Below are 23,245 nucleotides of genomic sequence, written 5' to 3' on the forward strand. Positions count from 1 at the left end.
GTGACGGCCCCGGCTCTCGACCGCCTCGCCTGCCTGGCGGGGCGGTCGTGGCGTGTGTCCGACCTCCCGGGCGGCCTCACCAACCGCAACCTGCACGTCGTCACCGACGACGACCACCCCGACGGCCCACTCGACCTGGTCGTGCGCTGGGCGCTCGGCGACGCGACCCTGCTCGGGATCGACCGCGACGCGGAGGCCGCCAACACGGCGTCGGCCGCCGACGCCGGTGCCGGGCCGCGCGTGCTGGAGTACCGCCCCGACCTCGCGCTGCTGGTCATCGAGTTCCTCCCCGGCCGGTCGCTCGAGGACCCGGACCTCACCGACCCGGACGTGCTGCGTCGCGCGGCCGAGGCGACCCGGCGACTTCACGCCGGGCCGCGGTTCGCAGGTGGGTTCGACATGTTCGCGCGGCAGGCGACCTACCTGCGCACCGTGCGCGAGCACGGCTACTGGCTGCCGCCCGGCTACGACGACCACGCGCCTGCATGGGCCGACGTGCGCCGCGCCCTGGGCAGCACCCACCGGCCGACGGTGCCGTGCAACAACGACCTGCTCGCCGCCAACTTCATCGACGACGGCAGCCGGGTCTGGCTGATCGACTACGAGTACTCCGGCAACAACGACCCCTGCTTCGAGCTCGGCAACACCGCCACCGAGTGCAACTTCTCACCCGAGCAGGTCGAGGCGTACGCCGCGGCGTACTTCGGCTCGCCCCGCCGCGCCGACCTGGCCCGGGTGCGTCTGCAGATGCTGTGCAGCGAGTACGGCTGGGCGCTGTGGGGGTTCATCCAGGCGGCGGCCAGCCCGATCGAGTTCGACTTCCGCGGCTGGGGGGCCGAGCGCTACGAGAAGGCCGCCGCGACCTTCCGCGGCCCCGACCTCACCCGGCTGCTCGAGGAGGTCAGCGGTGGTTGAGGCGGCCGGTGGCTTCGAGACCGGCGCTAGCGCGCCTTCCTCAACCACCGGGGACACGGTGGTTGAGGAGGTTGCGCAGCAACCGTCTCGAAACCACCTTCCGTCCCGCGCACGGGTCGTCATCGTGGGCGGCGGCGTGATCGGCTGCTCGGTGGCCTACCACCTGACGAAGCTCGGGTGGACCGACGTGCTGCTGCTGGAGCAGGGGACGCTGTCGTGCGGCACCACGTGGCACGCCGCGGGGCTGGTCGGGCCGCTGCGGGCGTCGGAGAGCGGGACCCGTCTGGTGCAGTACTCCGCCGAGCTCTACGCCTCGCTGGAGGCCGAGACCGGGCTGGCCACGGGCTACCGCGACGTCGGCGGCGTGATCGTCGCACGCACGGAGGACCGGATGGTCCAGCTGCGTCGTACCGCCGCCAACGCGGTCGCCTACGACATGCCCTGCGAGCTGGTCACACCGGACCGGGCGGAGGAGCTGTGGCCGCCGATGCAGGTGGCCGACCTGCTGGGTGCGCTCTGGCTGCCCGGGGACGGCAAGGTCAACCCGGCAGACCTGACCCAGTCGCTGGCCCGCGGTGCGCGGCAGCGCGGCGCCCGGATCGTGGAGCGGGTGAGGGTGACCGGCTTCGACACGGACCACGGCCGCGTGACGGGCGTGCGGACCGACCGGGGCGACATCGAGTCCGAGGTGGTCGTCAACTGCGCGGGCCAGTGGGCCAAGGCGCTGGGCGACCTGGTGGGCGCCACCGTGCCGCTGCACTCGGCCGAGCACTTCTACGTCGTCACCGAGGCGGTGCCGGGCGCGCACCCGGACCTGCCGATCATGCGCGACCCCGATGGCTGGACCTACTTCAAGGAGGAGACCGGCGGCCTGGTCGTCGGCGGCTTCGAGCCCGAGGCCAAGCCGTGGCGTTCGCCCGACGACCTGCCCCATCCCTTCGAGTTCCAGCTGCTCGAGGAGGACTGGGACCACTTCTCGGTGCTCATGGACCAGGCGCTGCTCCGGGTGCCGGCGCTGGAGGAGACCGGGGTCCGCAAGTTCTACAACGGTCCCGAGTCGTTCACGCCCGACAACCAGTTCCTGCTCGGCGAGGCGCCGGGCCTGCGCGGCTTCTTCGTGGGTGCGGGCTTCAACTCCGTGGGCATCGCCTCGGCCGGCGGCGCGGGCCGCGCGCTCGCCGAGTGGATCGTGGCGGGGGAGCCGCAGGACGACCTGGTGGCGGTCGACGTACGCCGCTTCGCGCCGTTCCACGGCGACCATGACTGGCTGCGCTCACGGGTCTCGGAGGTGCTCGGGCTGCACTACGCCGTCCCCTGGCCCAACCGGGAGCTCGAGTCGGGCCGGCCGCAGCGCACGTCGCCGTTGCACGTCCGGCTGGCGGAGGCGGGCGCGCTCTTCGGCACCCGGATGGGCTGGGAGCGGCCCAACGTCTTCGCCCCGGCGCTCGAGTACACCTGGGGCAAGCCCGCGTGGCTGACGGCATCCGCGGTCGAGCAGCGGGCGACGCGGACGGACGTGGCGGTCTTCGACCAGACGTCGTTCTCCAAGTACGTCGTCGCCGGGCCGTCCGCGCTCGCCGGGCTGCAGTGGGTGTGCGCCGCCGACGTCGACGTGCCGGTCGGGCACTGCGTCTACACGCCCTTCCTCAACGAGCGCGGCACCTACGAGGCCGACCTGACCGTGACCCGGACCGGCGACGACTCCTTCCTGCTCGTCTCGAGCTCCGCGACCACGGTCCGCGACCTCGACTGGCTCGCCCGCCACGGGGTCCCGGCGGAGGACGTCACCGAGCGGTACGCCGTGCTCGGCGTCATGGGGCCGCGCTCCCGGTCCCTGCTCACCGGGCTGTCGGACGACGACTGGTCGGAGGACGGCTTCCCCTTCGCCACCAGCCGGGAGGTGACCGTCGCCGGCGTGCGCCTGCGCGCGACCCGGATGACCTACGTCGGCGAGCTCGGCTGGGAGCTCCTCGTGCCGGTCGGCGCCGCGCTCGCGGCCCACGACGCGATCTCGGCGGCCGGTGCGGTGCCGGCCGGCTACTACGCGATCGAGTCGCTGCGCCTGGAGAAGGGCTACCGCGCCTTCGGCCGCGAGCTCACGCCCGACGTCGGCCCGGTCGAGGCCGGCCTGGTCTTCGCGACGGCCCTGCGCGGCACCAAGGACTTCCTGGGGCGGGTGGCGCTCGGCGCCCACCGGGAGGCGCTCGCCGGGGGTGGCCCGCGACGGCGGCTCGTGTCACTGGTGGTGTCGTCGCCCGAGCCGATGCTGTGGGGTGGCGAGCTGCTGCTGCGCGACGGCGCACCGATCGGCCAGGTCACCAGCGCCGCGTGGGGCGAGACGGTCGGCTCGAGCGTGGGTCTCGGCTACGTGCGGCGCGACGGCCCGGTCACCAGCGACTGGCTGTCGGACGGGGCCTTCGAGGTCGACGTCGCCGGAGAGCGGTACGCCGTACGCGCATCGCTGAAGGCCCCGCTCGGATGACCTGACAACCGATCCGCCGCCCGTCGCGTCGTACCCGCGAACGAGGAGGTGGCCGCGGTGCGGACCTGGATGATCGTCGTGCTGGCGCTGGCGGTGGCCGGGTGCGCGCCGGACGTGCGGGAGGAGGCTCGCGGGCGGTCCGCTCAGGAGGCGGCGGCGTCCGCCTCGGCTCCCTCGCCTCGCGACGCTCCGACCGCGACGACCGTCACGGCCGACCGGGAGCGCACCGCCCGCCTGTTCCTGCGCTTCGCGCGCGGCGAGGCGACGTCCCCGCCGATCGACACCCCCGTGAACCTCTACCTGGGCGGCCGGTTGACCGAGGTGCTGTCCAACCACGACGCCGGCCGCCGCGAGGAGTGGCGCACCTGCCCGGACGGCGGGCCGTACGCCGGCGCGCTCTGCCCGTTCTCGGCCGTCGACCTGCTGAGCGGGTACGACGGGCGGATCGTTGTCACCAGGCACCCGCCGTCCCATCCCTGCGCCCATCCCGCCCACGGGCCGTCCGGGAGGTCGGTCACCCTCACGCCGAGCGGGCCGCGCACGTGTGTGGACTACTGGGCCGTGCAGCTCTGGGTGAACGACGTCGGCCAGGTCACCGACGTGAACGTCGTCCTGGCCGAGCCGTGACCGTGGCCGGCGCTCACCCATGCCGGAGGACGGCACGCGAATGGGGGAGCGAATGGGGCACCTGCCCGCTGCGGCTGGCCCGGCCCCCGCCGGATCCTGAACGGGCCGTCGGCACCGTGCCGGCGGTCCACACCCCAGGAGACGACCATGACGAGATTCATCATCGAGCGCGAGATCCCGGGCGCGAGCATGCTCACGCCCGCCGAGCTGGCGGGCATCGCCCAGGCTTCGAACGACGTCGTCGCGGAGCTCGACGTGCCCTACACGTGGGTCAACAGCTACGTCGCGGGCGACAAGATCTACTGTGTCCACGAGACCGACGATGTCGCGACGGTCCTCGAGCACGCCCGGCGCGGAGGGTTCCCGGCCAACACGGTCTCGGTGGTCGCCCACGAGTTCGGCCCCCACTCCGCCGCGCAGGCAGGCGCCTGAGCGAGTCACTGCGTGCGGGCTCCGGCCGTGTCACAATCCCGCCATGGGCGCGGACGCGCTGGAGCTCGCCGCACTGCCGGGCACGCTCACCGCGTTCGTCGGCCGATCGACGGAGCGCGCGGCACTCGCCGGCGTCGTACGCCGTGACCGCCTCGTGACCGCCACCGGGCCGGGCGGGGTCGGCAAGACCCGGCTGTGCCTGGCGGTCGCGGAGGACGTCGCGGCGCAGTTCGCCGACGGCGTCGCCTTCGTCGACCTGGTGACCGTGACCGACGACGACATGGTCGTCCCCGCGATCGCCGACGCCGTGGGCGTGCCCGAGCGCGCGCGGTCGACCCGGCTCGAGTCGTTGACCGCCACCCTGCGCCACCGCCGTGTGCTCGTCGTCCTCGACAACTGCGAGCACCTGCTGGGCGGAGCCCGGGCCGCCGTGACCGAGCTGCTCCGCGCCTGCCCGGAGCTGCGGATCCTGGCGACCAGCAGGATCCGCCTGCACCTGGCCGGGGAGTCGGTGTACGCCGTGCCGGGCCTCTCCGTCGACGAGGGCGACGCCGTCGCGCTCTTCGAGGCGCGGATGGCGGCCAGTGGGGCCACCGGCGCCCTGACCGACGCGGACGTCGAGACGGTGCGCACCATCTGCCGGCTGCTCGACGGGACGGCCCTCGCCATCGAGCTCGCCGCCGCCCGCGCACCCAGCTTCGGGCTCGACGGACTGTGCCTGGCGCTGCGCCGGGGTCTGGACGTCCTGAGCTACGCAAACCCCACCGACGACCGGCACGGGTCGCTGCGCGCCGCGGTCGACTGGAGCTACCACCTCCTCGACGAGCAGGAGCAGGCGGTGCTCCGGACGACGGCGGTGTTCGCGGCGCCGTTCGACCTCGACGCCGCGGCGCAGATCGTGGAGGGGCCCGCCGTGCAGGTGGTCGACCTCCTGGCACGCCTCGTGGACTGGAGCCTGGTCGCGCTGCGGCCCGGTCGGCCCACGCGCTACCGGATGCTCGAGACCATCCGGCAGTACGCCGTCGAGCGTTCGGTCGAGCTGGGCGAGGCCGACGCGATCCGGGTGCGACACCTCGACTGGTGCCGGGGTGCGCTGCGTCGGCTCGTCGCGCGGATCCCCGGCGACGCCGAGTGGTGCGACGAGCTGGACCTGATCCTCGACGACGCCCGTGCCGCCCTGGCCTGGGCTGCCTCCGCCGAGCTCGCCGACCTCCTCGCGACGGTGGTCTTCGAGCGGGGTCGACCGGGTGAGGCCCAGCAGCGTCACGTCCAGGTCGCCGACCTGACCGGGTCACCCACGACGCGACACGAGGCGCTCTTCCGGGCGGCGCGGGCGGCGCTCGCCAGGTACGTCGGCAGCGAGGCGGTGGCGCTGTGCGAGCGCGCGGTGGAGTCGGCGCACGAGAGCGGGGACGACGTCGCCGCCGCCCTCTACCTGTGCCACGTCGCGACCTGGTGGCACCGGCACGAGGGCACCATGAACCGTCCGGCGGACACCGCCGAGACCGATGCCCTGCTCGAGAGGGCCCGCGAGCTCGGCGCCGGCTCCGCGATCGTGGAGGCGGCCGTCGTGGTGGCGGAGGTGTCTCGTGGCGATCGCGCGCGGGTCGTCGCCGACTCGCAGCGGGCCGTCGACGTCGCCCGAGCCGTGGGCGATCCGCTGCTGGTCGACAGTGCCCTCGACCAGCTCTGCGCGGCGCATCTCCAGGCCGGTGACCTCGCCTCGGCGTACGCCGCGGTCGTGACCCGCCTCGCGGGCATGGCGACCGTGCCGGTGGACGCCGTCAGCGGCATGGACCACGCCGACGCCAGCCTGATGGGTGCGCACGTCTGCCTGTCGTCGGGGCTGCTGCGCGAGGGCCTGGAGCACGCGGACGCGCTGGCCGCCCTGCCCTTCCTCCGCGAGGAGCCGCAGATCGGGCTGGCCCGCAAGCTCGAGCTCGAGGCGCTGGCCGGGCGGTTCGACGACGTCGTCCGCGACGGGGTGGCCTTCCGCAGCTCCTGGGAGCGAGCAGGACGGCCGGTCGTGAACAACTTCGCGCCGTCGGCGTACGCCGTGGCCATGGTGCACGGCGTGCTGGGCGACGACGCCGGACGCGACGAGTGGGTGGCCCTGACCCGCCAGCTGTCCCGCGACCGTCGCGGGTACGACCTCCCGGGCCTCGTGTGGCCGGCGGCCCTCGACGCCGTCTACCTCCTCGACCGCGGCTGGCCCGACCGGGCCCGCTCCCGGCTCGCCTTCCGGCCCGACGACGTGCCACGCGGGCAGCGGTGGCACCAGCAGCTCTGGCTGCCGTGGTACGCCGCGCTGTGGGCCGAGGCCGGGGTCCTCACGGACGCGACCGACCTCGACGAGCGGCTCGCGCTCGCGGCCGGCGCCACCCGCGGCAACGGCATCGCCGAGCTGATGTTGGGCCGGGCCGCCGACCTCGCGCGCGGGACGACGGAGGGGTTCGCGCAGCTCGCCGACCGCTTCGACCGGCTCGGCTGCCCCTACCAGGCCGCCCGCACGCGCGCCCTCGCCGGGCCTGCGTCCCTCGGCCGAGCCGCGCCGACCGCCCTGGCCACCCTCAGCGATCGCGAGATGGAGGTGCTGGTGCTGGTCGCCGGCGGACGCAGCAACCCCGAGATCGCCGCCGCCCTCTTCATCAGCCGCAAGACGGCCGAGCACCACGTCTCCAACATCCTGACGAAGCTCGCCGTGGGCAACCGCGCCGAGGCGGCCGCGCTGGCGGGGCGACTGGGGCTGGGTCGGACCTGACGGCGCTCAGCCCTTCACCGCGCCCTCCAGGCCACCCCGCAGGAAGAGCCGCTGGAAGACCAGGAAGAAGGCGATCGGCAGCGCGCACGAGATCAGCAGCGCGGCGAGCACGACGTCGAGCTCGGTGACGGCCGCGAGGCGGGGGAGGCGGACCGACAGGGGCTGCTTGGCCGGGTCGGGCAGCACCACCAGCGGCCAGACGAAGTCCTTCCAGGCCGCGAGCACAGCGAAGACCGAGACCACGCCGAGGACCGGCCGCGACATCGGCAGGACGATGCCGAAGAAGAGCCGGAAGTCCCCGCACCCGTCGACCCGGGCCGCGTCGATCAGCTCGCGCGGCAGGTTGTCGAAGAAGCGCTTGACCAGCGCGACGTTGAAGGCCGACGCCCCGGCGGGGAGGAACGCGCCCCAGAAGGTGTTGACGAGGTTCCAGTGGGTGAACGGCAGGTCGAGCACGGTCAGGTAGAGCGGCACCAGCAGCACCACCGCCGGCACGAACATCGTCGACAGCACCAGCCCGTAGAGCACCCGCGACCCGCGCGGCCGCAGGATCGACAGCACGTACCCGCCGGTGACCGCGACGACCATCTGGGTCGCCCAGGACCCGAGCGCGATGACGACCGTGTTCCAGAAGTATAGCCGGAGGTCGATCTCGACCCACGCGGTGCGCAGGTTGGTCCAGTCGACGCCGTTCGGCCACAGCGCAAGAGGGTCGCGGAGGGTGTCCTGGGTCGGCGTGATCGCCGACTTCGCGAGCCAGAGGATCGGGCCGAGGCAGACGATCAGCAGGAAGACCAGCAGCCCGCCGTTGAGGACGACGCGCGCCGCCCGGGTCGCCGGGCGACGGCGCTCGAACGCCGAGGTGATCGTGCGCGACTCGCCCTCCGGCGCCGTACGTCGGCGGCGCGGTGGCCGCTGCGGCCCGGCCAGGTCGGGCGCCGGCTCGGGCTCGGTCGCGGGCGTGCGCTGGACGAGGGTGCTCACTCCGACCACCTCCGGGTCAGGCGGAAGTAGACGACGGACAGGACGGCGAGGGCACCAGCGAGCATCAGGCTGAGCGCCGTCGCCTTGCCGTAGTCGCCGCCGGTGGTGTTGGCGAAGGCGTAGTCGTAGACGAGCAGCAGGATCGTCAGCGTCGCGTTGTCGGGACCGCCGTCGGTGAAGAGGTAGGGCTCGAGGAAGACCTGCGACGTCCCGATGATCTGCAGGATCAGCGTGATCAGCATGATGCCGCGCAGGTGGGGGAGCGTGACGTGCCAGACCTTGGCGAGGATGCCGGCGCCGTCGACCTCGGCCGCGTCGTACAGCTCGGGAGGGACCGAGACCAGTGCCGCCAGGTAGATGATGACCGTGCCACCGGCCGCCGCCCAGGTGGCCTCGAGCACCAGCGACGGCATCGCCCACGACGGGTCCTCCAGCCAGGGCACCGGTCCGAGGCCGAACCAGCCGAGGATCGTGTTGAAGACGCCGGTCGGCTCGGCGTCGTAGAAGAACCGCCACAGCAGCACGGCCACCGCCGGGGGGACCACGACGGGCAGGTAGGCGAGCATGGAGTAGAGGCCGCGGGCCCGGCGGACGTCGCTCATCACGACGGCCAGGACGAGCGGCACCGGATAGCCGAAGACCAGCGCCAGCAGGGCGAACCACAGCGTGTTCTGCGCCGCGGTGGTCAGCAGCGGGTCGTCGAGCACCGCCCGGAAGTTGTCGAGGCCGACGAACTCGGCCGGCGTCACCAGGTTGGTCTGCTGCAGGCTCATCACGAACGAGCGGACGATCGGCCACCACGAGAAGAGGCCGAAGACGAGGAGCATCGGCAGCAGGAACACGACCGTCGCGGCGGAGCCACGGGCGCGTGCCAGAAGCGTGGACATGAGCACCTTTCACGTGCATGGGGCCCGGGCCGGCCGGTGTCGTCGAGGAGGGACGCCGGCCGGCCCGGAGGTCGGTCAGCCGAGCAGTGCCTGCGCCTTGTCGTCGGCCTCCGCCAGCAGCGCGTCGATGTCGGCGCCCTCGTCGGTGAGCACCTTCTGCACGACCGAGTCGAGGATCGCGTAGACCTCCTGGGTGTGGGCGGCCGGCTCGGGGACGAGCGCCTGGTCGAAGACGCCCTCGGTGAACGACGTCATCTGCTCCCGCGGCACGTTGACGTACTCCGCCTTGGCGTCCTCCACGGTCTGCCACGTCTCCTGGTCGAAGATCGGGAGGGTCGGCGTGCCGATCGGCTGGTCGCTCTCGGCGAGCACCAACGCGTCGGCGACGGCCGCGTCGGGGTCGTAGTTCTTGCGCTCGCGGTAGAAGTCGTTCCACTTCACCGCCGCCTCCTGCTCCTCCGGCGAGGCCTTGGCGCTCACCGCTGCGACCGAGCCGCCGCCGAGGATGCCGACGTCGGCGCCGTCGCCGAGAGGCAGCGCCGCGAGCCCGTACGACGCGGGGTCGATCTGGTTGGTCGTCACGAGGGCGTTGTAGACGTCGGACCCGGACATGTACATGCCGACCTTGCCGGCGGCGAACGCCTCGTTGATCGTGCCCCACTCGAAGTTGGTGTTCTTGCCCATGGAGTCGTCCTCCCACCGCATGTCGTGCAGCAGTTGGAGGCCCTCGCGGGTGGCGTCGTTGTCAACCGACGCCTGGGTGCCGTCCTCGGACTCGATCCGTCCGCCCAGGGCGTACGTCAGCGTCGTCAGCATCCAGCCGCCGGTGTTGTTGGTGGACATCTGCACGTATCCCGCCTTGCCGGTCGCCTCGGCGATCGCCTCCGCGTCCTCCCGCACCTCGTCCCAGGTGGTCGGCGGGTCGTCGGGGTCGAGCCCGGCCTGTTCGAAGAGGTCGCGGTTGTAGTGCAGTCCGACGCCGTAGACGTCGGTGGGGAGGCCGTAGGTCCTGCCGTCGGTGCCCTGGGCGGCCGCGAGGACGCTCGGGTTGAAGTCCTCGGCGTAGGGCAGGTCGTCGACGTAGTCGGTCACGTCGGCGATCTGCTGGCGCTCCGCGAGCCCCAAGGTGTCGGTGAACGGCACCCGGAACGACGTCGGCAGCTGGCCGCCGGCGAGCTGGGTCGCGAACGTCTCGGCGTTCCACTCCCACTCCACCGGCTCGACGACGATGTCGGGGTTCTCCTTCATGAACGCCCCGGCCTGCTTCTCGACCGCGTCGATGGTGCCCTGCTCGTCGCCGGGTCGCCAGCCCTCGACGGTGATGTGCACCTTGCCGTCGCCCTCCTGGTCGGCGTCGTCGCTCCCGCAGGCGGCGGCGAGCGCGGACACGGTGGCGAGCGAGGCGATGGTCGCCAGCGCGGTGAACCCGCGCCGTCGGTGGTTCCTCATGGGTGACTCCTTGGTGGATGGGTGGTGCGGGTGGTGGTGTGAGTGCTCGTGGTGCGGGATCAGCCGAGGTCGAGCCACGCCGTGGCGTCGGACGGCAGGCGGCCGTCCTCCAGCGGCGAGCTGGTGAGCAGCACCCGGGCGTGCGCAGGCAGGTCGACCGGGCCGCCCGAGAAGGAGGTGACGGAGACGAAGCGGTCGCCGCGGGCGAACGCGAGGACGTCGGGTCCCAGGTCGAGCCACGCGAAGCGGCCCGCGCCGTCCCCCGCCCCGAGATCGGGGCGGTCGCGGCGCAGCCGCAGCGCGGTCCGGTAGAGCGACAGCATCGAACCGGGGTCGCCGGCCTGCGCCGCCGCCGTCCTGCTGCCCCAGTCGACCGGCTGGGGCAGCCAGGTCTCGACCGGGCGCGGGCTGAAGCCGTACGGCGGCTCCGTGCCCGACCACGGGAACGGCACGCGACAGCCGTCCCGGCCCGGGTCGAGTCCTCCCGACCGTGCGTGCATCGGGTCCTCGATGCGGTCGATCGGGATGTCGGCCTCGGGCAGCCCGAGCTCCTCGCCCTGGAAGAGGTAGAACGCGCCCGGGAGGGCCATGGCGAGCAGCGCCGCGGCCCGGGCGCGGCGGGTGCCGAGCGCCAGATCGGTCGGTGTGCCGAACCGCTTGGTGTCGAAGGCGAAGGCGGTGTCCTCGCGGCCGTAGCGCGTCACCGGGCGGGTCACGTCGTGGTTGGAGAGCACCCAGGTGGCGGGCGCGCCGACGCGGTCGTGGACGTCGAGGGTCTGCTCGATCGACACCCGCAGCGCCTTGCCGTCCCAGGGGGCGGCCATGAAGTCGAAGTTGAAGGCCGAGTGCAGGACGCCCGGGCGCAGGTAGCGGGCGAACCGCTCCGCGTCGGGCAGCCAGATCTCGCCGATCAGCACCCGGTCCGGGCCGTAGCTCTCGGCGATGCGTCGCCAGGAGCGGTAGATGCCCTGGAGGTCCTCGCGGTCGACGTACGGGTGCTCGCCGCGGTGCGGGGTGCCGGGTACGTCGGGGAGCCGCTCGTCCTTGGCGACCAGGGCGGCCGAGTCGATGCGGATGCCGGCGACGCCACGGTCGAACCAGAACCGCAGGATCTCCTCGTGCTCGGCCACCACCTCGGGATGACCCCAGTTGAGGTCGGGCTGGCCGGGGGCGAAGAGGTGGAGGTACCACTGCTCGGGCCGCCCGTCGGGACCGGTGACGCGCGACCAGGCGGATCCCCCGAACTCCGAGATCCAGCCGTTGGGCGGCAGCTCGCCGTCGGTTCCGCGGCCGTCGCGGAACCAGAACCGCTCCCGCTCGGGCGCGCCCCGCCCGGCCGCCAGCGCCGCCCCGAACCAGACGTGCTGGTCGGAGACGTGGTTGGGGACCACGTCGATGATCGTGCGGACGCCGACGGCGGCGGCGTCACGGATCAGCGCCTCCGCCTCGGCGAGGTCGCCGAAGAGCGGGTCGATGGCGCGGTAGTCGGCGACGTCGTACCCGCCGTCGGCCATCGGGGAGGGGTACCACGGCGTGAACCAGAGGGCGTCGACGCCGAGGCCGGCCAGGTAGGCGAGCCGGGTGCGGACCCCGGCGAGGTCGCCGGAGCCGTCGCCGTTCGCGTCCCCGAAGCTGCGCGGATAGACCTGGTAGATGGCGGCGCCCCGCCACCAGTCGGTGCTCACGTGTCACGGCCTCGCTCCCGGTTGTGGTCGCCATCACAGGGGTGACGGCGACGGGAACGCTAGGAGTGCTTGCAGGCTGTTGCAAGAACTCGACAGAACGTAATTACCTTGCAGATCCTGCAAGCGACGGCGCCGCCGTTGCGGGCCGGGTGGAGCGTCGCACCACCAGCTCCGGCTCGAAGAGCAGCTCGTCGGCGACGGGCTCGTCGCCACGGAGCTGGGCCAGGAGGGCGGTGACGGCGGCGCGGCCCATCGCCTCGATCGGCTGCCGCACGGTGGTCAGCGGTGGCTCCACCGCGGACATGAACGCCGAGTCGTCGTACCCGATCACGGAGACGTCGTCGGGCACCCGGCGTCCCGAGCGACGGACCGCCTTGATCGCACCCAGCGCGAGCGGGTCGCTGGCGCAGACGAGCGCGGTGGCGCCGCGACCGATCAGCGTCGTGGCGCCGGCCTGGCCGCTCTGGAGGGAGAACTGGGTGTGGACGACGAGCGCGTCGGCGAGCGGGGCGCCCTCGGCGGCGAGCACGGCGTGGGCGGCCGCGAGCTTGCGGACCGACGGCTGGTGGTCGCGCGGCCCGAGCACGAAGCCGATCCGCTCGTGTCCGAGCGAGCGGAGGTGCTCCAGCGCCTGCTCCACGGCGCTCGCGTCGTCGCAGACGATGCGGGGGAAGGGGATGTCGTCGATCCCGGCGTTGAGCAGCACGACGGGGAGTCTGCGCCGGGCCAGCCGGCGGTAGTGCTCGTGGTCGGCCTCCGCCTGGCTGTAGAGGCCGCCGGCGAAGATGATGCCCGCGACCTGCTGCTGGTCGAGGAGCATGTCGACGTACGCCGCCTCCGCACCGGCCTCGTTGATCTGCGTGCAGAGCACCGGCGTCAGGCCGTGCTGCGCGAGCAGGGAGCCGACCACCTCCGCCAGCGCGGGGAAGATCGGGTTCTGCAGCTCGGGCAGGACCAGGCCGACGAGGCGGGCCCGCTCGCCGCGGAGCTTGGTCGGACGCTCGTACCCCAGGACGTCGAGCGCCGTGAGGACGGTCTCGCGGGTGGCGTCGGAGACACCGGGCTTGCTGTTGAGCACCCGGCTCACCGTCGCCTCGCTCACGCCCGCGCGCGCCGCCACCTCGGCCAGACGTCTCGTCACCGGCCCGACGATAGTCGATCCGCGCCGCAAGTGCCCGCACTCCGTTGCAAGAATCCGACGGCCGCGTGCCGGAATCGGTGCAAGCGAGTGCATGACACCGGACCGCCCGTGATCGAATTGTGTCGATCGGGCCGCGGCCGCGGCCGTGCGGATAGGTTCGCGTGGTGGCTGCCACCCCGACGACCCAGCGGTCGCGGAGGCACGCGGGCCTCGTGAACGGGGTCGCCGCATGGCGCTCGGGGAGCGCTCGGGGCCAGGCCTGGGCCCTGGGCGTGCTGCTCGTCGGAGTCGGAGCCTCGCTGGCGGTGTCGCTGACCGACTACGACCTGATGCCGCTCACGGCGTACTTCGTGTGGCTGCTCCTGGGCGCGGTCCTGCTCCGCTTCGTGCCCATGCTGGTGCTCTGCGCCGGCACCCTCGCGGCGGCCATCACCGCGGCCGTGGTCGAGGCGCCGTGGACCGGCGCGCGGGTCACGGCGGCGGTCACGATGGTCCTCGCCGTCCTGCTGCTGCTCTTCCAGTCGAGCCGACGGCGCAGCGGCCTCCCCGGTGGACTCGGCGAGGCGATGCTGGCGGACCTGCGCGACCGACTCCAGGCGCAGGGCAAGGTGCCGCCGCTGCCGACCGGCTGGGAGTGCCCGTCGGCGATGCTGGCCGCCCACGGAGCCGGGTACGCCGGCGACTTCCTGGTGGCCGACCTCGACGACGACGGCCGGCACCTCGAGATGATCCTGGTCGACGTGTGCGGCAAGGGCGTCGACGCCGCGACCCAGGCGCTGCAGTTCGCCGGCGCGCTGGGTGGCCTGATCGGGGCGCTGCCGCCGCTCGCCCTGCTCGAGGCGGCCAACGGCTTCCTGCTGCGTCAGTTCTCCGACGAGTCGTTCGCCACGGCGGTGCACGTGATCGTCGACCTCGACACCGGCGCGTACGCGGTCACCAGCGCCGGCCACCCGCCGGCGCTGCGCTGGTCACGCCGGACCGGGGAGTGGGAGGTCGACAACTCCCGCGGCACGGCCCTGGGGGTGACGCGCCGCCCCGAGCTGCACAGCTCGACCGGCGTGCTCGGCCCCGGGGACGCGCTCCTCTTCTGCACCGACGGCGTCGTGGAGTCGCGCACGACGACCCTCGACGACGGGATCGCCTGGCTGCGCCGCGCGGCGCGGGACGCCGTGGCCACCGGCTTCGCGGACGCCGCCCGGCGGATCCTGCGGCAGGTCCCGCGCGGCGACGACGACCGTGCCGTGCTGATCCTCTCCCGCACGCACGCGGAATAGCCTGACCGCTCCCGTGGTTGAGCGGGATAGTTCGGAATTCAACCACCAACACCAGGAGATGAGCGGTCATGCAGTTCGGCATCTTCAGCGTCGGCGACGTGACGGCGGACCCCACGACCGGACGGACGCCGACCGAGCACGAGCGGATCAAGGCCACCATCGAGATCGCGCAGAAGGCGGAGGACATCGGCCTGGACGTGTTCGCCACCGGCGAGCACCACAACCCGCCGTTCATCGCGTCGAACCCGACCGCGACGCTCGCCTACATCGGCGCCAGGACCGAGCGGATCGTCCTCTCCACGGCGACGACGCTGATCACGACCACCGACCCGGTGCTGATCGCGGAGGACTACGCGAAGATCCAGCACCTCACCGACGGCCGCGTCGACCTGATGATGGGCCGCGGCAACACCGGCCCGGTCTACCCGTGGTTCGGCAAGGACATCCGCCAGGGCATCAACCTGGCCGTCGAGAACTACGCGCTGCTGCGCCGACTCTGGAGCGAGGACGTCGTGAGCTGGGAGGGACGCTTCCGCACGCCGCTGCAGGGCTACACGTCGACGCCGCGGCCGCTCGACGGGGTGCCCCCGTTCGTCTGGCACGGCTCGATCCGCAGCCCCGAGATCGCCGAGCAGGCGGCGTACTACGGCGACGGCTTCTTCCACAACCACATCTTCTGGCCGGCCGGCCACACCCAGCAGATGGTCGACCTCTACCGTCGCCGCTTCGAGCACTACGGCCACGGTGCGTACGACGAGGCGATCGTCGGCCTGGGCGGCCAGTTCTTCATGCGGAGGAACAGCCAGGACGCCGTGGACGAGTTCCGGCCGTACTTCGACAACGCGCCGGTCTACGGGCACGGCCCGTCGCTCGAGGACTTCACCGAGGCCACGCCGCTGACCGTCGGCTCGCCGCAGCAGGTGCTCGAGCGGACGCTGGGGTTCCGTGACTACGTCGGTCACTACCAGCGCCAGCTCTTCCTGGTCGACCACGCCGGCCTGCCGCTGAAGACCGTGCTCGAGCAGCTCGACCTGCTCGGCGAGATCCTCCCGGACCTGCGGGCGGGCATGGCCGAGGGCCGCCCCGCGAACGTGCCGGACGCCCCGACCCACGCGTCGCTGGTCGCGGCCGCGGGCGGTGCGAAGGACTCGACGGTCTACGCCGCCGCCGACGACGTGACCGGTCGCTCGGACCTCGAGGAGGTGCAGGCATGACGTCGCTGGTCGTGGTCTCCGCCGGGCTCTCCAACCCGTCCTCGACCAAGCTGCTCGCCGACCGGCTCACGGCCGCGACGGTCGAGGCACTCGAGGACGTGGAGGTCACCCACGTCGAGCTGCGCGACCTCGCCCACCAGCTGACCGACCAGCTCCTGACCGGCTTCCCGGCGCCGGAGCTGGCGGCGGCGGAGACGGCGGTCGCCGGGGCCGACGGGCTGGTCGTCGTGACGCCGGTCTTCTCCGCGTCGTACTCGGGCCTCTTCAAGACGTTCTTCGACGTCCTGGAGGCCGGCGCGCTCGACGGCACGCCGGTGCTGGTCGCGGCGACGGCCGGCACCGCCCGACACTCGCTGGTGCTCGAGCACGCGCTGCGTCCGCTGTTCGCCTACCTGCGCGCCGTCGTCGTGCCGACCGGCGTCTTCGCCGCGACCGACGACTTCGCGGGCCCCGACCTCGACGCGCGGGTCACCCGGGCCGCGGGCGAGCTGGCCGCCCTGGTCGGCAAGGTCAGCCGCGTCGACAGCGCGGTGAGCAGGCGTCGCACGGTCGAGGACGAGCTCGCCGCCGTCACGCCGTTCGAGGAGCTGCTCCGCCGGGCCTCCGAGCGCTGACCCGCCCGAAACTTTCGGGCGGGTCGGCGTCTCAGTGGCGGTAGGTACCGTGGATGATCGCGCGGGCGGCGGTCTTGAAGGCCAGGTTGAAGGAGACGACGGCTGCGGAGGCGTCGGAGTCGACGCCGAGGGTCTCCTCCTTGACGGCGTGCACGACGAAGAAGTAGCGGTGCACCTGGTCACCCTCCGGCGGCGCGGCGCCCATGAACGCCTTCGAGCCGCCGTCGTTGCGGCACATGAACGCCGCGCCCGGCAGCGCGGCGCCCTCGGCGCCCGCACCGGCGTCCAGCGACGTCACGTCGGCGGGAAGGTCGACCAGCACCCAGTGCCAGAAGCCGCTCGGCGTCGGCGCGTCCGGGTCGAAGCAGGTGACGGTGAAGCTCCTGGTCCCCTCGGGGGCCTCCCAGGAGAGCTGCGGAGACGTGTTGCCCGCGGCGGCGACCTGGTCGTCCTGGAGCGGTTGGCCGTCGGCGACGTCGGTGCTCGTGACCGTGAAGGACGGTACGGCGGGGAGCAGGTCGTACGGATTCGGAGTGACCGGGCGGTCGAGGCTCATGGTGCTCCTATCGCAAGGGTGCTGTCGGTCCGAACGTAGTCCGGTGACCGAACCCGTGCCCAGGGGCGGTCGGCCGCACACGGGATGATGGCGCGGTGGACGACAACACGACGTACCCCTCCGGCCTCCGCCTCGCCGACCGGCGCGTGGTCGTCGTGGGCGGCGGCCACGTCGCGCAGCGCCGGGTGCCGGCGCTGATCGCCGCCGGGGCCGACGTGCACGTGGTCTCGCCGGAGGTCACGCCGGCGATCGAGGGCCTGGCCGGGGCCGGCGAGGTCACGTGGCACGACCGCGGCTTCGAGGCGGCCGACCTCGACGACACGTGGTACTGCATCGCGGCGACCGCCGACCGCGATGTCAACGAGGCGGTCTCGTCGGCGGCCGAGGAGCGGCGGATCTTCTGCGTGCGCTCCGACGACGGCACCCGCGCGACGGCCTGGACCCCCGCCACCGGCCGGCACGACGGCGTGACCGTCGCCGTGCTCTCCAACCGCGAGCCGCAACGCTCCGCGCGGATCCGCGACGAGATCGTCGAGGAGATGCGCGACGGGGCTATCGCCACGCAGCGGCACCGGCAGCGGAGCCCGGGCGTCGTGCTCGTCGGCGGCGGCCCGGGCGACCCGGAGCTGATCAGCATCGCCGGGCGGAAGGCACTGATGGACGCCGACGTCGTGGTCGCCGACCGGCTCGCGCCGCGCGAGCTGCTCGGCGACCTGCCCGCCGACGTCGAGCTCGTCGACGTGGCGAAGCTGCCGCGCGGCCGCAGCGCCCAGCAGGAGGAGATCAACCGGGTCATCGTCGAGCGCGCGCTCGCCGGCAAGCGGGTGGTGCGCTTCAAGGGCGGCGACAACTTCGTCTTCGGCCGCGGCTACGAGGAGGTCATCGCGTGCCGCGAGGCGGGCGTGCCGGTCACGGTGGTCCCCGGTCTCAGCAGCCCCGTCGCCGTACCCGCGGTCGCAGGCATCCCGGTCACGCACCGGGGAGTCGCACACGAGTTCACGGTGATCTCCGGCCACCTGCCGCCCGGCCACCCCGAGTCCCTGACGAACTGGGCGGCGGTCGCCTCGATGTCGGGCACGGTCGTGCTGATGATGGCCGTCGAGAACGCACCCGCGATCGCCTCGGCCCTGATCGCCGGCGGCCGCGCGGCCTCGACACCGGTCGCGGTCGTCTGCGACGGCACCATGCCGGGGGAGCGGACCGTGCTCGCCACCCTCGGCACGCTCGCCGACGAGCTCGCGGCGCAGGAGGTACGGCCGCCGGCCATCATCGTGGTCGGCGACGTCGTACGAGTCGCGCATCCCGAGCGCTTCGCCTGATGGCGACCCTCGTCGAGATCACCGACCCGGCCGATCCGCGGCTGGCCGACTACCGCGACCTGCGGGACGTGTCCCTGCGCAAGCACGTCGAGGCCGAGCACGGACTCTTCCTGGCCGAGGGCGAGAAGGTCGTACGCCGCGCCGTCGCGGCCGGCTTCACCCCACGGTCGTTCCTGATGGCGCCCCGGTGGCTCGACGGCCTCTCGCCCGAGCTCGGCGCGTCGGACGCGCCCTGCTACGTCATGCCCGAGGCACTGATCGAGTCCGTGACGGGCTTCCACGTGCACCGCGGCGCGCTGGCGTCGCTGGAGCGGCTGCCGCTGCCGCCGGTCGCACGGGTCCTCGCGGGCGCACGGTCGGTGCTGGTGCTCGAGGAGATCGTCGACCACACCAACGTGGGCGCGATCTTCCGCTCGGGCGCCGCGCTCGGCTTCGACGCCGTGCTGCTCGCACCCCGCTGCGCGGACCCGCTCTACCGCCGCTCGATCAAGGTGTCGATGGGCGCGGTCTTCACGACGCCGTGGACCCGGCTGCCGTCGTGGCCGGACGCGCTTCCCTCCCTCTCGGCCGAGGGCTTCACCACGGTGGCCCTGACCCTCGCGCCCGACGCCGTCCCGATCGAGGACGCCGTCGACGGTCTCGACAAGGTCGCCCTCGTCCTCGGCTCGGAGGGGCACGGCCTCTCGCCTCGCTGGGAGCAGTCCGCCGACCGGCGCGCGATCATCCCGATGGCCGCCGGCATCGACTCGCTCAACGTCGCCGCCGCCACCGCGGTCGCCTGCTACGTGACGGCGCGCCGCTGAGGCACGGGACCAGCGTTCAGGAGGCCGGCCACCCGGCGGGATAGCTCTCGGCTGCCTTCTCGTGCGCCTTCTGGAGCTTCTTGCGCAGCTTGGTCGGGAGCCGGTCGCCGAAGACGGTGCCCTGCGTGTGGTCGGTCTCGTGCTGGAGGCACCGCGCGAGCAGTCCCGTGCCGGAGAACGACACCGGCTCGCCGTCGAGGCCGGAGCCGGTCACGGTCGCGAAGTCGGGTCGGGCGCACTCGACGAACGCGCCCGGCAGGGACAGGCAGCCCTCGTCGCCCTCGTCGAGGTGGCGGTCCCTGCCCTCCGGCAGCGTGAGCACCGGGTTGCAGACGACGCCGACCGTTCGCCGGCCGTCGTCGTCGGGGCAGTCGAACACGAACATGGCCACGTCCTCGCCGACCTGGCAGGCGGCCAGGCCGACCCCGTCCGCGGCGTACATGGTGGCGACCATGTCGGCGGCGAGCGCGCGGAGCGCGTCGTCGTACGTCGTGACCTGCTGCTGTGGCCGGTGCATGACCGGCGTCCCCCACCGGGTCATCGGGCGGACGGTGCCGCCGGCCGGCAGTGGGCCGTGCGGCGCGAGCGGCTCGTCGGAGGGGGCAGCAGTCGACATGAGGAGGAGCGTAGCCAGCGTGTGATCCGATCCACGGCGCGCACCGTAGCGCCCAGTGTAACTCGGAGTTACATTGACGACATGACGCTGTTGCAGAGCCTCAGGCCCGGCGGCCGGCACGGGCTGGCGACGACCGAGTCGCGTGACCCGATCGGGTACGCCGTCGCCGCTCTCGCCCGGCTCGCGCAGAGCGACGTCCTCGATCGACTCGGCATCCGCAAGCAGACCGAGCAGGCGGTCTTCACCGCCACACGCGGCGGGTTCCGCACGATCGCCAGGGCCAGTCGGGCCTTCGACCGGAGCGGCACGAAGGGCACCCCCGGTGCGCGGCCGGCCGACGCCCCGCGCACCGGGGTCTTCGACCTGACGCCGTCGGAGGACGAGCAGCTGCTCGTCGACGTCGTCACCGAGCTCGCCACCGACGTGCTGCGGCCCGCCGCCGCCGGGGCCGACGACGCCTGCGCGGCGCCCGACGACGTGCTGAAGGCCGGTCTCGAGGTCGGGCTGCCGATCCTCGGCCTGCCCGAGTCGCTCGGCGGCGTCGCGCAGGAGCGCTCGGCGGTCGCCGGCGCGCTGGTCGCCGAGGCGCTCGCGAAGGGCGACCTCGGGCTGGCCGTCGCGTCCCTGGCCCCGGGCGCCGTCGCGACCGCGATCGGGCTCTGGGGGACCGACGCCCAGCAGCAGACCTACCTCCCGGCGTTCGCCGGCGGCGACGCGCCCGTGGCCGCGCTCGCCCTGACCGAGCCGACCGTCCTCTTCGACGCACTGCGTCCGTCGACCAGCGCCACCCGCACCGCCGACGGCTTCGTGCTCGAGGGCGTGAAGTCGGCGGTGCCACGAGGTGCGGACGCGGAGCTCTTCGTCGTGGGCGCGACCCTCGACGAGCGGCCGGTGCTCTTCCTCGTCGAGGGCGGGACCGCCGGGCTCGAGATCGAGGCCGACCCCGCGATGGGAGTCCGGGCCGCCGGTCTGTGCAAGCTGCACCTGCGCGAGGTGACCGTGCCCGCGGACGCCGTCCTCGGCGGCACCGACGGCACGACGTCCGCCCAGGCGTACGTGGAGTGCGTGCGGCTGTCCCGCCTCGCCTGGTGCGCGCTCGGTGTCGGCGTCGGCCAGGCCGTGCTCGACTACGTGACGCCGTACGTCAAGGAGCGCGAGGCCTTCGGCGAGCCGATCGCGCATCGCCAGTCCGTCGCGTTCATGGTCGCGAACATGGCGATCGAGCTCCAGGCGATGCGGCTGCTGACCTGGAAGGCCGCCTCCCGCGCGGCCGCCGGCAAGGACGTCGCCCGCGAGGTCGCGCTGGCGCGCAGGCTGTGCGCCGACAGGGGCATGCAGATCGGGCTCGACGGGGTGCAGCTGCTCGGCGGGCACGGATTCGTCAAGGAGCACCCGGTCGAACGGTGGTACCGCGACCTGCGGGCCATCGGCGTCATGGAGGGCGGGGTGCTGGTCTGATGGCCATCTCTTTGGACAACCCCCGGAAGTTCAAGCCGCTCGTCGGGCAGGCCCACCAGGTCGCGATGAACGTGCTGCGGCCGATCTCGCGCAAGTACGACAACGCGGAGCACGAGTACCCCAAGGAGCTCGACATGCTCGCCGCGATGATCGACGGGCTCTCGGAGTCCGGCGCGAGCGAGGGGGCCGGTGCGGCCGGCGTGAAGTGCGACGACGGGGCGATCGACGACGGCGCAGTGAAGAACGGCGCTGTGAAGAACGGCGCCAACCTCGCCTCCGTGATGTCGATCGCCGAGATGTGCTGGGGCGACGTCGGGCTGCTGCTGTCGATGCCGCGCCAGGGCCTCGGCAACTCCGCGATCGCCTCGGTGGCGAACGAGGAGCAGCACGAGCGGTTCGACGGGCTGTGGGCGTCGATGGCGATCACCGAGCCCGGCACGGGGTCCGACTCGGCCAACATCCGGACGACCGCCGTGCGGGACGGCGACGGCTACGTGATCAACGGCGAGAAGATCTTCGTGACGTCCGGGGACCGCGCCGACGCCGTCGTCGTGTGGGCGACGCTCGACAGGGAGCTCGGGCGGGCGGCGATCAAGTCGTTCGTGGTGCCGAAGGGCACCCCGGGCATGACGGTCGAGCGCCTGGAGCGCAAGCTCGGCATCAAGGCCTCCGACACCGCCACCATCCGGTTCGAGGACTGCCGCGTGCCGGCGGAGAACCTCCTCGGCTCGCCCGGGATCGACGTCAAGCAGGGCTTCGCGGGCGCGATGGCGACCTTCGACAACACCCGCCCGCTGGTCGCGTCGATGGCCGTCGGCTGCGCGCGCGCCGCGCTCGACCTGACCCGAGAGCTGCTCGCGCAGGCGGGCGTGGAGGTCGACTACGACCGGCCGGCGATCACGCAGTCGGCGGCAGCCGCGAGGCTCCTCCAGATGGAGGCCGACTGGGAGGCGGCGTACCTCCTCATGCTCCAGGCCGCCTGGATGGCCGACAACCGCCGGCCCAACTCGCTGGAGGCGTCGATGGCGAAGGCCAAGGCCGGTCGGGTCGGCTCCGACATCACGCTGTCGTGCGTCGAGCTCGCCGGGTCCGTCGGCTACAGCGAGGGGGAGCTGCTCGAGAAGTGGGCCCGTGACTCCAAGATCCTGGACATCTTCGAGGGCACCCAGCAGATCCAGCAGCTGATCGTCGCCCGCCGCGTGCTGGGCCTGACCAGCGCGGAGCTGAAGTAGGGGGTGGTCGTCACCCCTTCTCGGGGTCGGCTGCCCGCGCGCCCCTCTCGGCCTCGCTCGCGACGCCCTTGGTGGTGGCCGGATCCATCAGCGGCTCGGTGCCGGACTGCTGCAGGTCGGTGTCGGTCGTGCTCGGGTTGCTGGCGACGTCGGCACCGGTCGTGCCGACCGGGGTGGTGACCGACGTCTCCTCGACGACCTCGGCCGCGGTCGGGGTGGCCTTCTTGGCCGGCGCCTTCTTGGCGGACGCCTTCTTCGCCGGCGCCTTCTTCGCCGGCGCCTTCTTCGTGGGCAGCCTGCCGCTTGGGGTCGCCTTCTTGGCGGGCGCCGTCTTGACGGGCGCCTTCTTGACGGGCGCCTTCTTGACCGGTGCCTTCTTGACGGGCGCCTTCTTGACGGGCGCCTTCTTGGCCGGCGGACGCGGCTTCGGCTTCATCTCGACCACCCTGGCCACGTCGGCCGGGGTCGCCGCGTCGTCCTCCGGGCCGACCGCCGGACGACGGGGCGCCGACGGGGGAGGAGACGGCTGCTGACCGAGGCGCTCCGCGACCGCCTCGGCGACCTGGCCCACGACCGTCAGTCCCACGGAGAGGAGCCCTCGGACCTGTCCGGCAGCCTTCCCGGCGGCCCCGGCCGGATCGGCGGCCGCGCCGCGCACCGCTGCCGCGATGGTCTCCTGGAGCTTCTCGAACGGTTCTCGGTGCACGCGGACCTCCTGCGATCGGCACTGGTGCGGTTATGTCCTGCTGGGGATTCAAGCACGCCGCCGGTACCCGATCCGCCCGGATCGGTCACC

20 protein-coding genes are annotated in these 23,245 nt (G+C 73.0%); 12 read left to right on the forward strand and 8 right to left on the reverse strand.

What is annotated here, in order from left to right; all coding sequences use genetic code 11:
* The 5 genes from PZ894_RS02455 (at position 1) to PZ894_RS02475 (ending at position 7,217) form a co-directional block, all read left to right on the forward strand.
* On the forward strand, positions 1 to 915 hold the full coding sequence (locus PZ894_RS02455) for an LPS biosynthesis choline kinase (RefSeq protein WP_275742119.1): 915 nt from the start codon (positions 1 to 3) through the stop codon (positions 913 to 915).
* Between the two features lie 124 nt (positions 916 to 1,039).
* On the forward strand, positions 1,040 to 3,397 hold the full coding sequence (locus tag PZ894_RS02460; RefSeq protein ID WP_275742121.1) for an FAD-dependent oxidoreductase: 2,358 nt from the start codon (positions 1,040 to 1,042) through the stop codon (positions 3,395 to 3,397).
* A gap of 57 nt (positions 3,398 to 3,454) precedes the next feature.
* Positions 3,455 to 4,024 carry a hypothetical protein gene (locus PZ894_RS02465; RefSeq protein WP_275742123.1) on the forward strand — a complete coding sequence of 190 codons (570 nt, stop codon included), beginning with the start codon at positions 3,455 to 3,457 and terminating at the stop codon, positions 4,022 to 4,024.
* A gap of 147 nt (positions 4,025 to 4,171) precedes the next feature.
* Positions 4,172 to 4,456 (forward strand): DUF4242 domain-containing protein, encoded by a 285-nt coding sequence (locus tag PZ894_RS02470; RefSeq protein WP_275742124.1) that lies wholly within the window; start codon positions 4,172 to 4,174, stop codon positions 4,454 to 4,456.
* A 43-nt stretch (positions 4,457 to 4,499) separates the two neighbouring features.
* Positions 4,500 to 7,217, forward strand: coding sequence for a LuxR C-terminal-related transcriptional regulator (locus PZ894_RS02475; protein WP_275742126.1), 2,718 nt, complete (start codon positions 4,500 to 4,502; stop codon positions 7,215 to 7,217).
* A gap of 6 nt (positions 7,218 to 7,223) precedes the next feature.
* Here the strand turns inward: PZ894_RS02475 and PZ894_RS02480 are convergent, their stop codons facing one another.
* The 5 genes from PZ894_RS02480 to PZ894_RS02500 form a co-directional block, all read right to left on the reverse strand.
* On the reverse strand, positions 7,224 to 8,201 hold the full coding sequence (locus PZ894_RS02480) for a carbohydrate ABC transporter permease (RefSeq protein WP_275742127.1): 978 nt from the start codon (positions 8,199 to 8,201) through the stop codon (positions 7,224 to 7,226).
* Complete coding sequence (locus PZ894_RS02485; RefSeq protein WP_275742129.1) at positions 8,198 to 9,088, reverse strand: sugar ABC transporter permease; 891 nt, start codon at positions 9,086 to 9,088, stop codon at positions 8,198 to 8,200. The genes PZ894_RS02480 and PZ894_RS02485 overlap by 4 nt, the downstream gene beginning before the upstream one ends.
* Positions 9,089 to 9,163: 75 nt before the next feature.
* On the reverse strand, positions 9,164 to 10,537 hold the full coding sequence (locus tag PZ894_RS02490) for a sugar ABC transporter substrate-binding protein (RefSeq protein WP_275742132.1): 1,374 nt from the start codon (positions 10,535 to 10,537) through the stop codon (positions 9,164 to 9,166).
* A gap of 59 nt (positions 10,538 to 10,596) precedes the next feature.
* The gene (locus PZ894_RS02495) at positions 10,597 to 12,222 is read right to left on the reverse strand and encodes an alpha-amylase family glycosyl hydrolase (protein WP_275742133.1); all 1,626 of its coding nucleotides are present in this window, start codon (positions 12,220 to 12,222) and stop codon (positions 10,597 to 10,599) included.
* A gap of 103 nt (positions 12,223 to 12,325) precedes the next feature.
* Positions 12,326 to 13,363: a LacI family DNA-binding transcriptional regulator gene (locus tag PZ894_RS02500; RefSeq protein WP_275742136.1), complete on the reverse strand. Its 1,038-nt coding sequence runs from the start codon at positions 13,361 to 13,363 to the stop codon at positions 12,326 to 12,328.
* Positions 13,364 to 13,527: 164 nt separating this feature from the next.
* On the opposite strand from PZ894_RS02500, the gene PZ894_RS02505 reads away from it, so the two are divergent.
* The 3 genes from PZ894_RS02505 to PZ894_RS02515 all read left to right on the forward strand — a co-directional run bounded on the left by PZ894_RS02505 (position 13,528) and on the right by PZ894_RS02515 (position 16,465).
* Complete coding sequence (locus PZ894_RS02505; RefSeq protein ID WP_275742137.1) at positions 13,528 to 14,637, forward strand: PP2C family protein-serine/threonine phosphatase; 1,110 nt, start codon at positions 13,528 to 13,530, stop codon at positions 14,635 to 14,637.
* Between the two features lie 68 nt (positions 14,638 to 14,705).
* The gene (locus PZ894_RS02510) at positions 14,706 to 15,851 is read left to right on the forward strand and encodes an LLM class flavin-dependent oxidoreductase (RefSeq protein ID WP_275742139.1); all 1,146 of its coding nucleotides are present in this window, start codon (positions 14,706 to 14,708) and stop codon (positions 15,849 to 15,851) included.
* Positions 15,848 to 16,465 (forward strand): CE1759 family FMN reductase, encoded by a 618-nt coding sequence (locus tag PZ894_RS02515; RefSeq protein ID WP_275742141.1) that lies wholly within the window; start codon positions 15,848 to 15,850, stop codon positions 16,463 to 16,465. Before PZ894_RS02510 ends, PZ894_RS02515 begins: the two co-directional genes overlap by 4 nt.
* Before the next feature lie 31 nt (positions 16,466 to 16,496).
* Here the strand turns inward: PZ894_RS02515 and PZ894_RS02520 are convergent, their stop codons facing one another.
* Positions 16,497 to 17,021: a YbhB/YbcL family Raf kinase inhibitor-like protein gene (locus PZ894_RS02520; protein ID WP_275742143.1), complete on the reverse strand. Its 525-nt coding sequence runs from the start codon at positions 17,019 to 17,021 to the stop codon at positions 16,497 to 16,499.
* A gap of 95 nt (positions 17,022 to 17,116) precedes the next feature.
* Here PZ894_RS02520 and cobA point away from each other — a divergent pair, with 95 nt between their 5' ends.
* Together cobA and PZ894_RS02530 are read left to right on the forward strand one after the other, a co-directional pair.
* Entirely contained in the window at positions 17,117 to 18,340 is a 1,224-nt protein-coding gene (gene cobA / locus PZ894_RS02525) for a uroporphyrinogen-III C-methyltransferase (RefSeq protein ID WP_275742145.1), read from the forward strand.
* Complete coding sequence (locus tag PZ894_RS02530) at positions 18,340 to 19,143, forward strand: RNA methyltransferase (protein ID WP_275742147.1); 804 nt, start codon at positions 18,340 to 18,342, stop codon at positions 19,141 to 19,143. Before cobA ends, PZ894_RS02530 begins: the two co-directional genes overlap by 1 nt.
* A gap of 16 nt (positions 19,144 to 19,159) precedes the next feature.
* On the opposite strand, the gene def is transcribed toward PZ894_RS02530, so the two are convergent.
* A complete protein-coding gene (gene def / locus PZ894_RS02535) occupies positions 19,160 to 19,759 on the reverse strand; it encodes a peptide deformylase (protein WP_275742149.1) in 600 nt (199 codons plus the stop codon).
* An 81-nt stretch (positions 19,760 to 19,840) separates the two neighbouring features.
* Here def and PZ894_RS02540 point away from each other — a divergent pair, with 81 nt between their 5' ends.
* Both PZ894_RS02540 and PZ894_RS02545 read left to right on the forward strand, forming a co-directional pair.
* A complete protein-coding gene (locus PZ894_RS02540; RefSeq protein ID WP_275742151.1) occupies positions 19,841 to 21,217 on the forward strand; it encodes an acyl-CoA dehydrogenase family protein in 1,377 nt (458 codons plus the stop codon).
* Positions 21,217 to 22,449, forward strand: a complete 1,233-nt coding sequence (locus tag PZ894_RS02545; protein WP_275742153.1) for an acyl-CoA dehydrogenase family protein — start codon at positions 21,217 to 21,219, stop codon at positions 22,447 to 22,449. The genes PZ894_RS02540 and PZ894_RS02545 overlap by 1 nt, the downstream gene beginning before the upstream one ends.
* Before the next feature lie 10 nt (positions 22,450 to 22,459).
* Here the strand turns inward: PZ894_RS02545 and PZ894_RS02550 are convergent, their stop codons facing one another.
* A complete protein-coding gene (locus PZ894_RS02550; RefSeq protein WP_275742155.1) occupies positions 22,460 to 23,155 on the reverse strand; it encodes a histone H1-like repetitive region-containing protein in 696 nt (231 codons plus the stop codon).
* Positions 23,156 to 23,245: the final 90 nt, after the last annotated feature.

The sequence above is a fragment of the Nocardioides sp. YIM 152315 genome, from assembly GCF_029210375.1.
Taxonomy (GTDB): domain Bacteria; phylum Actinomycetota; class Actinomycetes; order Propionibacteriales; family Nocardioidaceae; genus Nocardioides.

Excerpts from the sequence above, each read along its gene's own strand:
- PZ894_RS02490 (WP_275742132.1), bottom strand. The coding sequence starts at position 10,537 with ATGAGGAACCACCGACGGCGCGGGTTCACCGCGCTGGCGACCATCGCC.
- PZ894_RS02520 (WP_275742143.1), bottom strand. The coding sequence starts at position 17,021 with ATGAGCCTCGACCGCCCGGTCACTCCGAATCCGTACGACCTGCTCCCC.
- PZ894_RS02540 (WP_275742151.1), top strand. The coding sequence starts at position 19,841 with ATGACGCTGTTGCAGAGCCTCAGGCCCGGCGGCCGGCACGGGCTGGCG.
- PZ894_RS02485 (WP_275742129.1), bottom strand. The coding sequence starts at position 9,088 with ATGTCCACGCTTCTGGCACGCGCCCGTGGCTCCGCCGCGACGGTCGTG.
- PZ894_RS02510 (WP_275742139.1), top strand. The coding sequence starts at position 14,706 with ATGCAGTTCGGCATCTTCAGCGTCGGCGACGTGACGGCGGACCCCACG.
- def (WP_275742149.1), bottom strand. The coding sequence starts at position 19,759 with ATGTCGACTGCTGCCCCCTCCGACGAGCCGCTCGCGCCGCACGGCCCA.
- PZ894_RS02475 (WP_275742126.1), top strand. The coding sequence starts at position 4,500 with ATGGGCGCGGACGCGCTGGAGCTCGCCGCACTGCCGGGCACGCTCACC.
- PZ894_RS02470 (WP_275742124.1), top strand. The coding sequence starts at position 4,172 with ATGACGAGATTCATCATCGAGCGCGAGATCCCGGGCGCGAGCATGCTC.
- PZ894_RS02545 (WP_275742153.1), top strand. The coding sequence starts at position 21,217 with ATGGCCATCTCTTTGGACAACCCCCGGAAGTTCAAGCCGCTCGTCGGG.
- PZ894_RS02515 (WP_275742141.1), top strand. The coding sequence starts at position 15,848 with ATGACGTCGCTGGTCGTGGTCTCCGCCGGGCTCTCCAACCCGTCCTCG.
- PZ894_RS02530 (WP_275742147.1), top strand. The coding sequence starts at position 18,340 with ATGGCGACCCTCGTCGAGATCACCGACCCGGCCGATCCGCGGCTGGCC.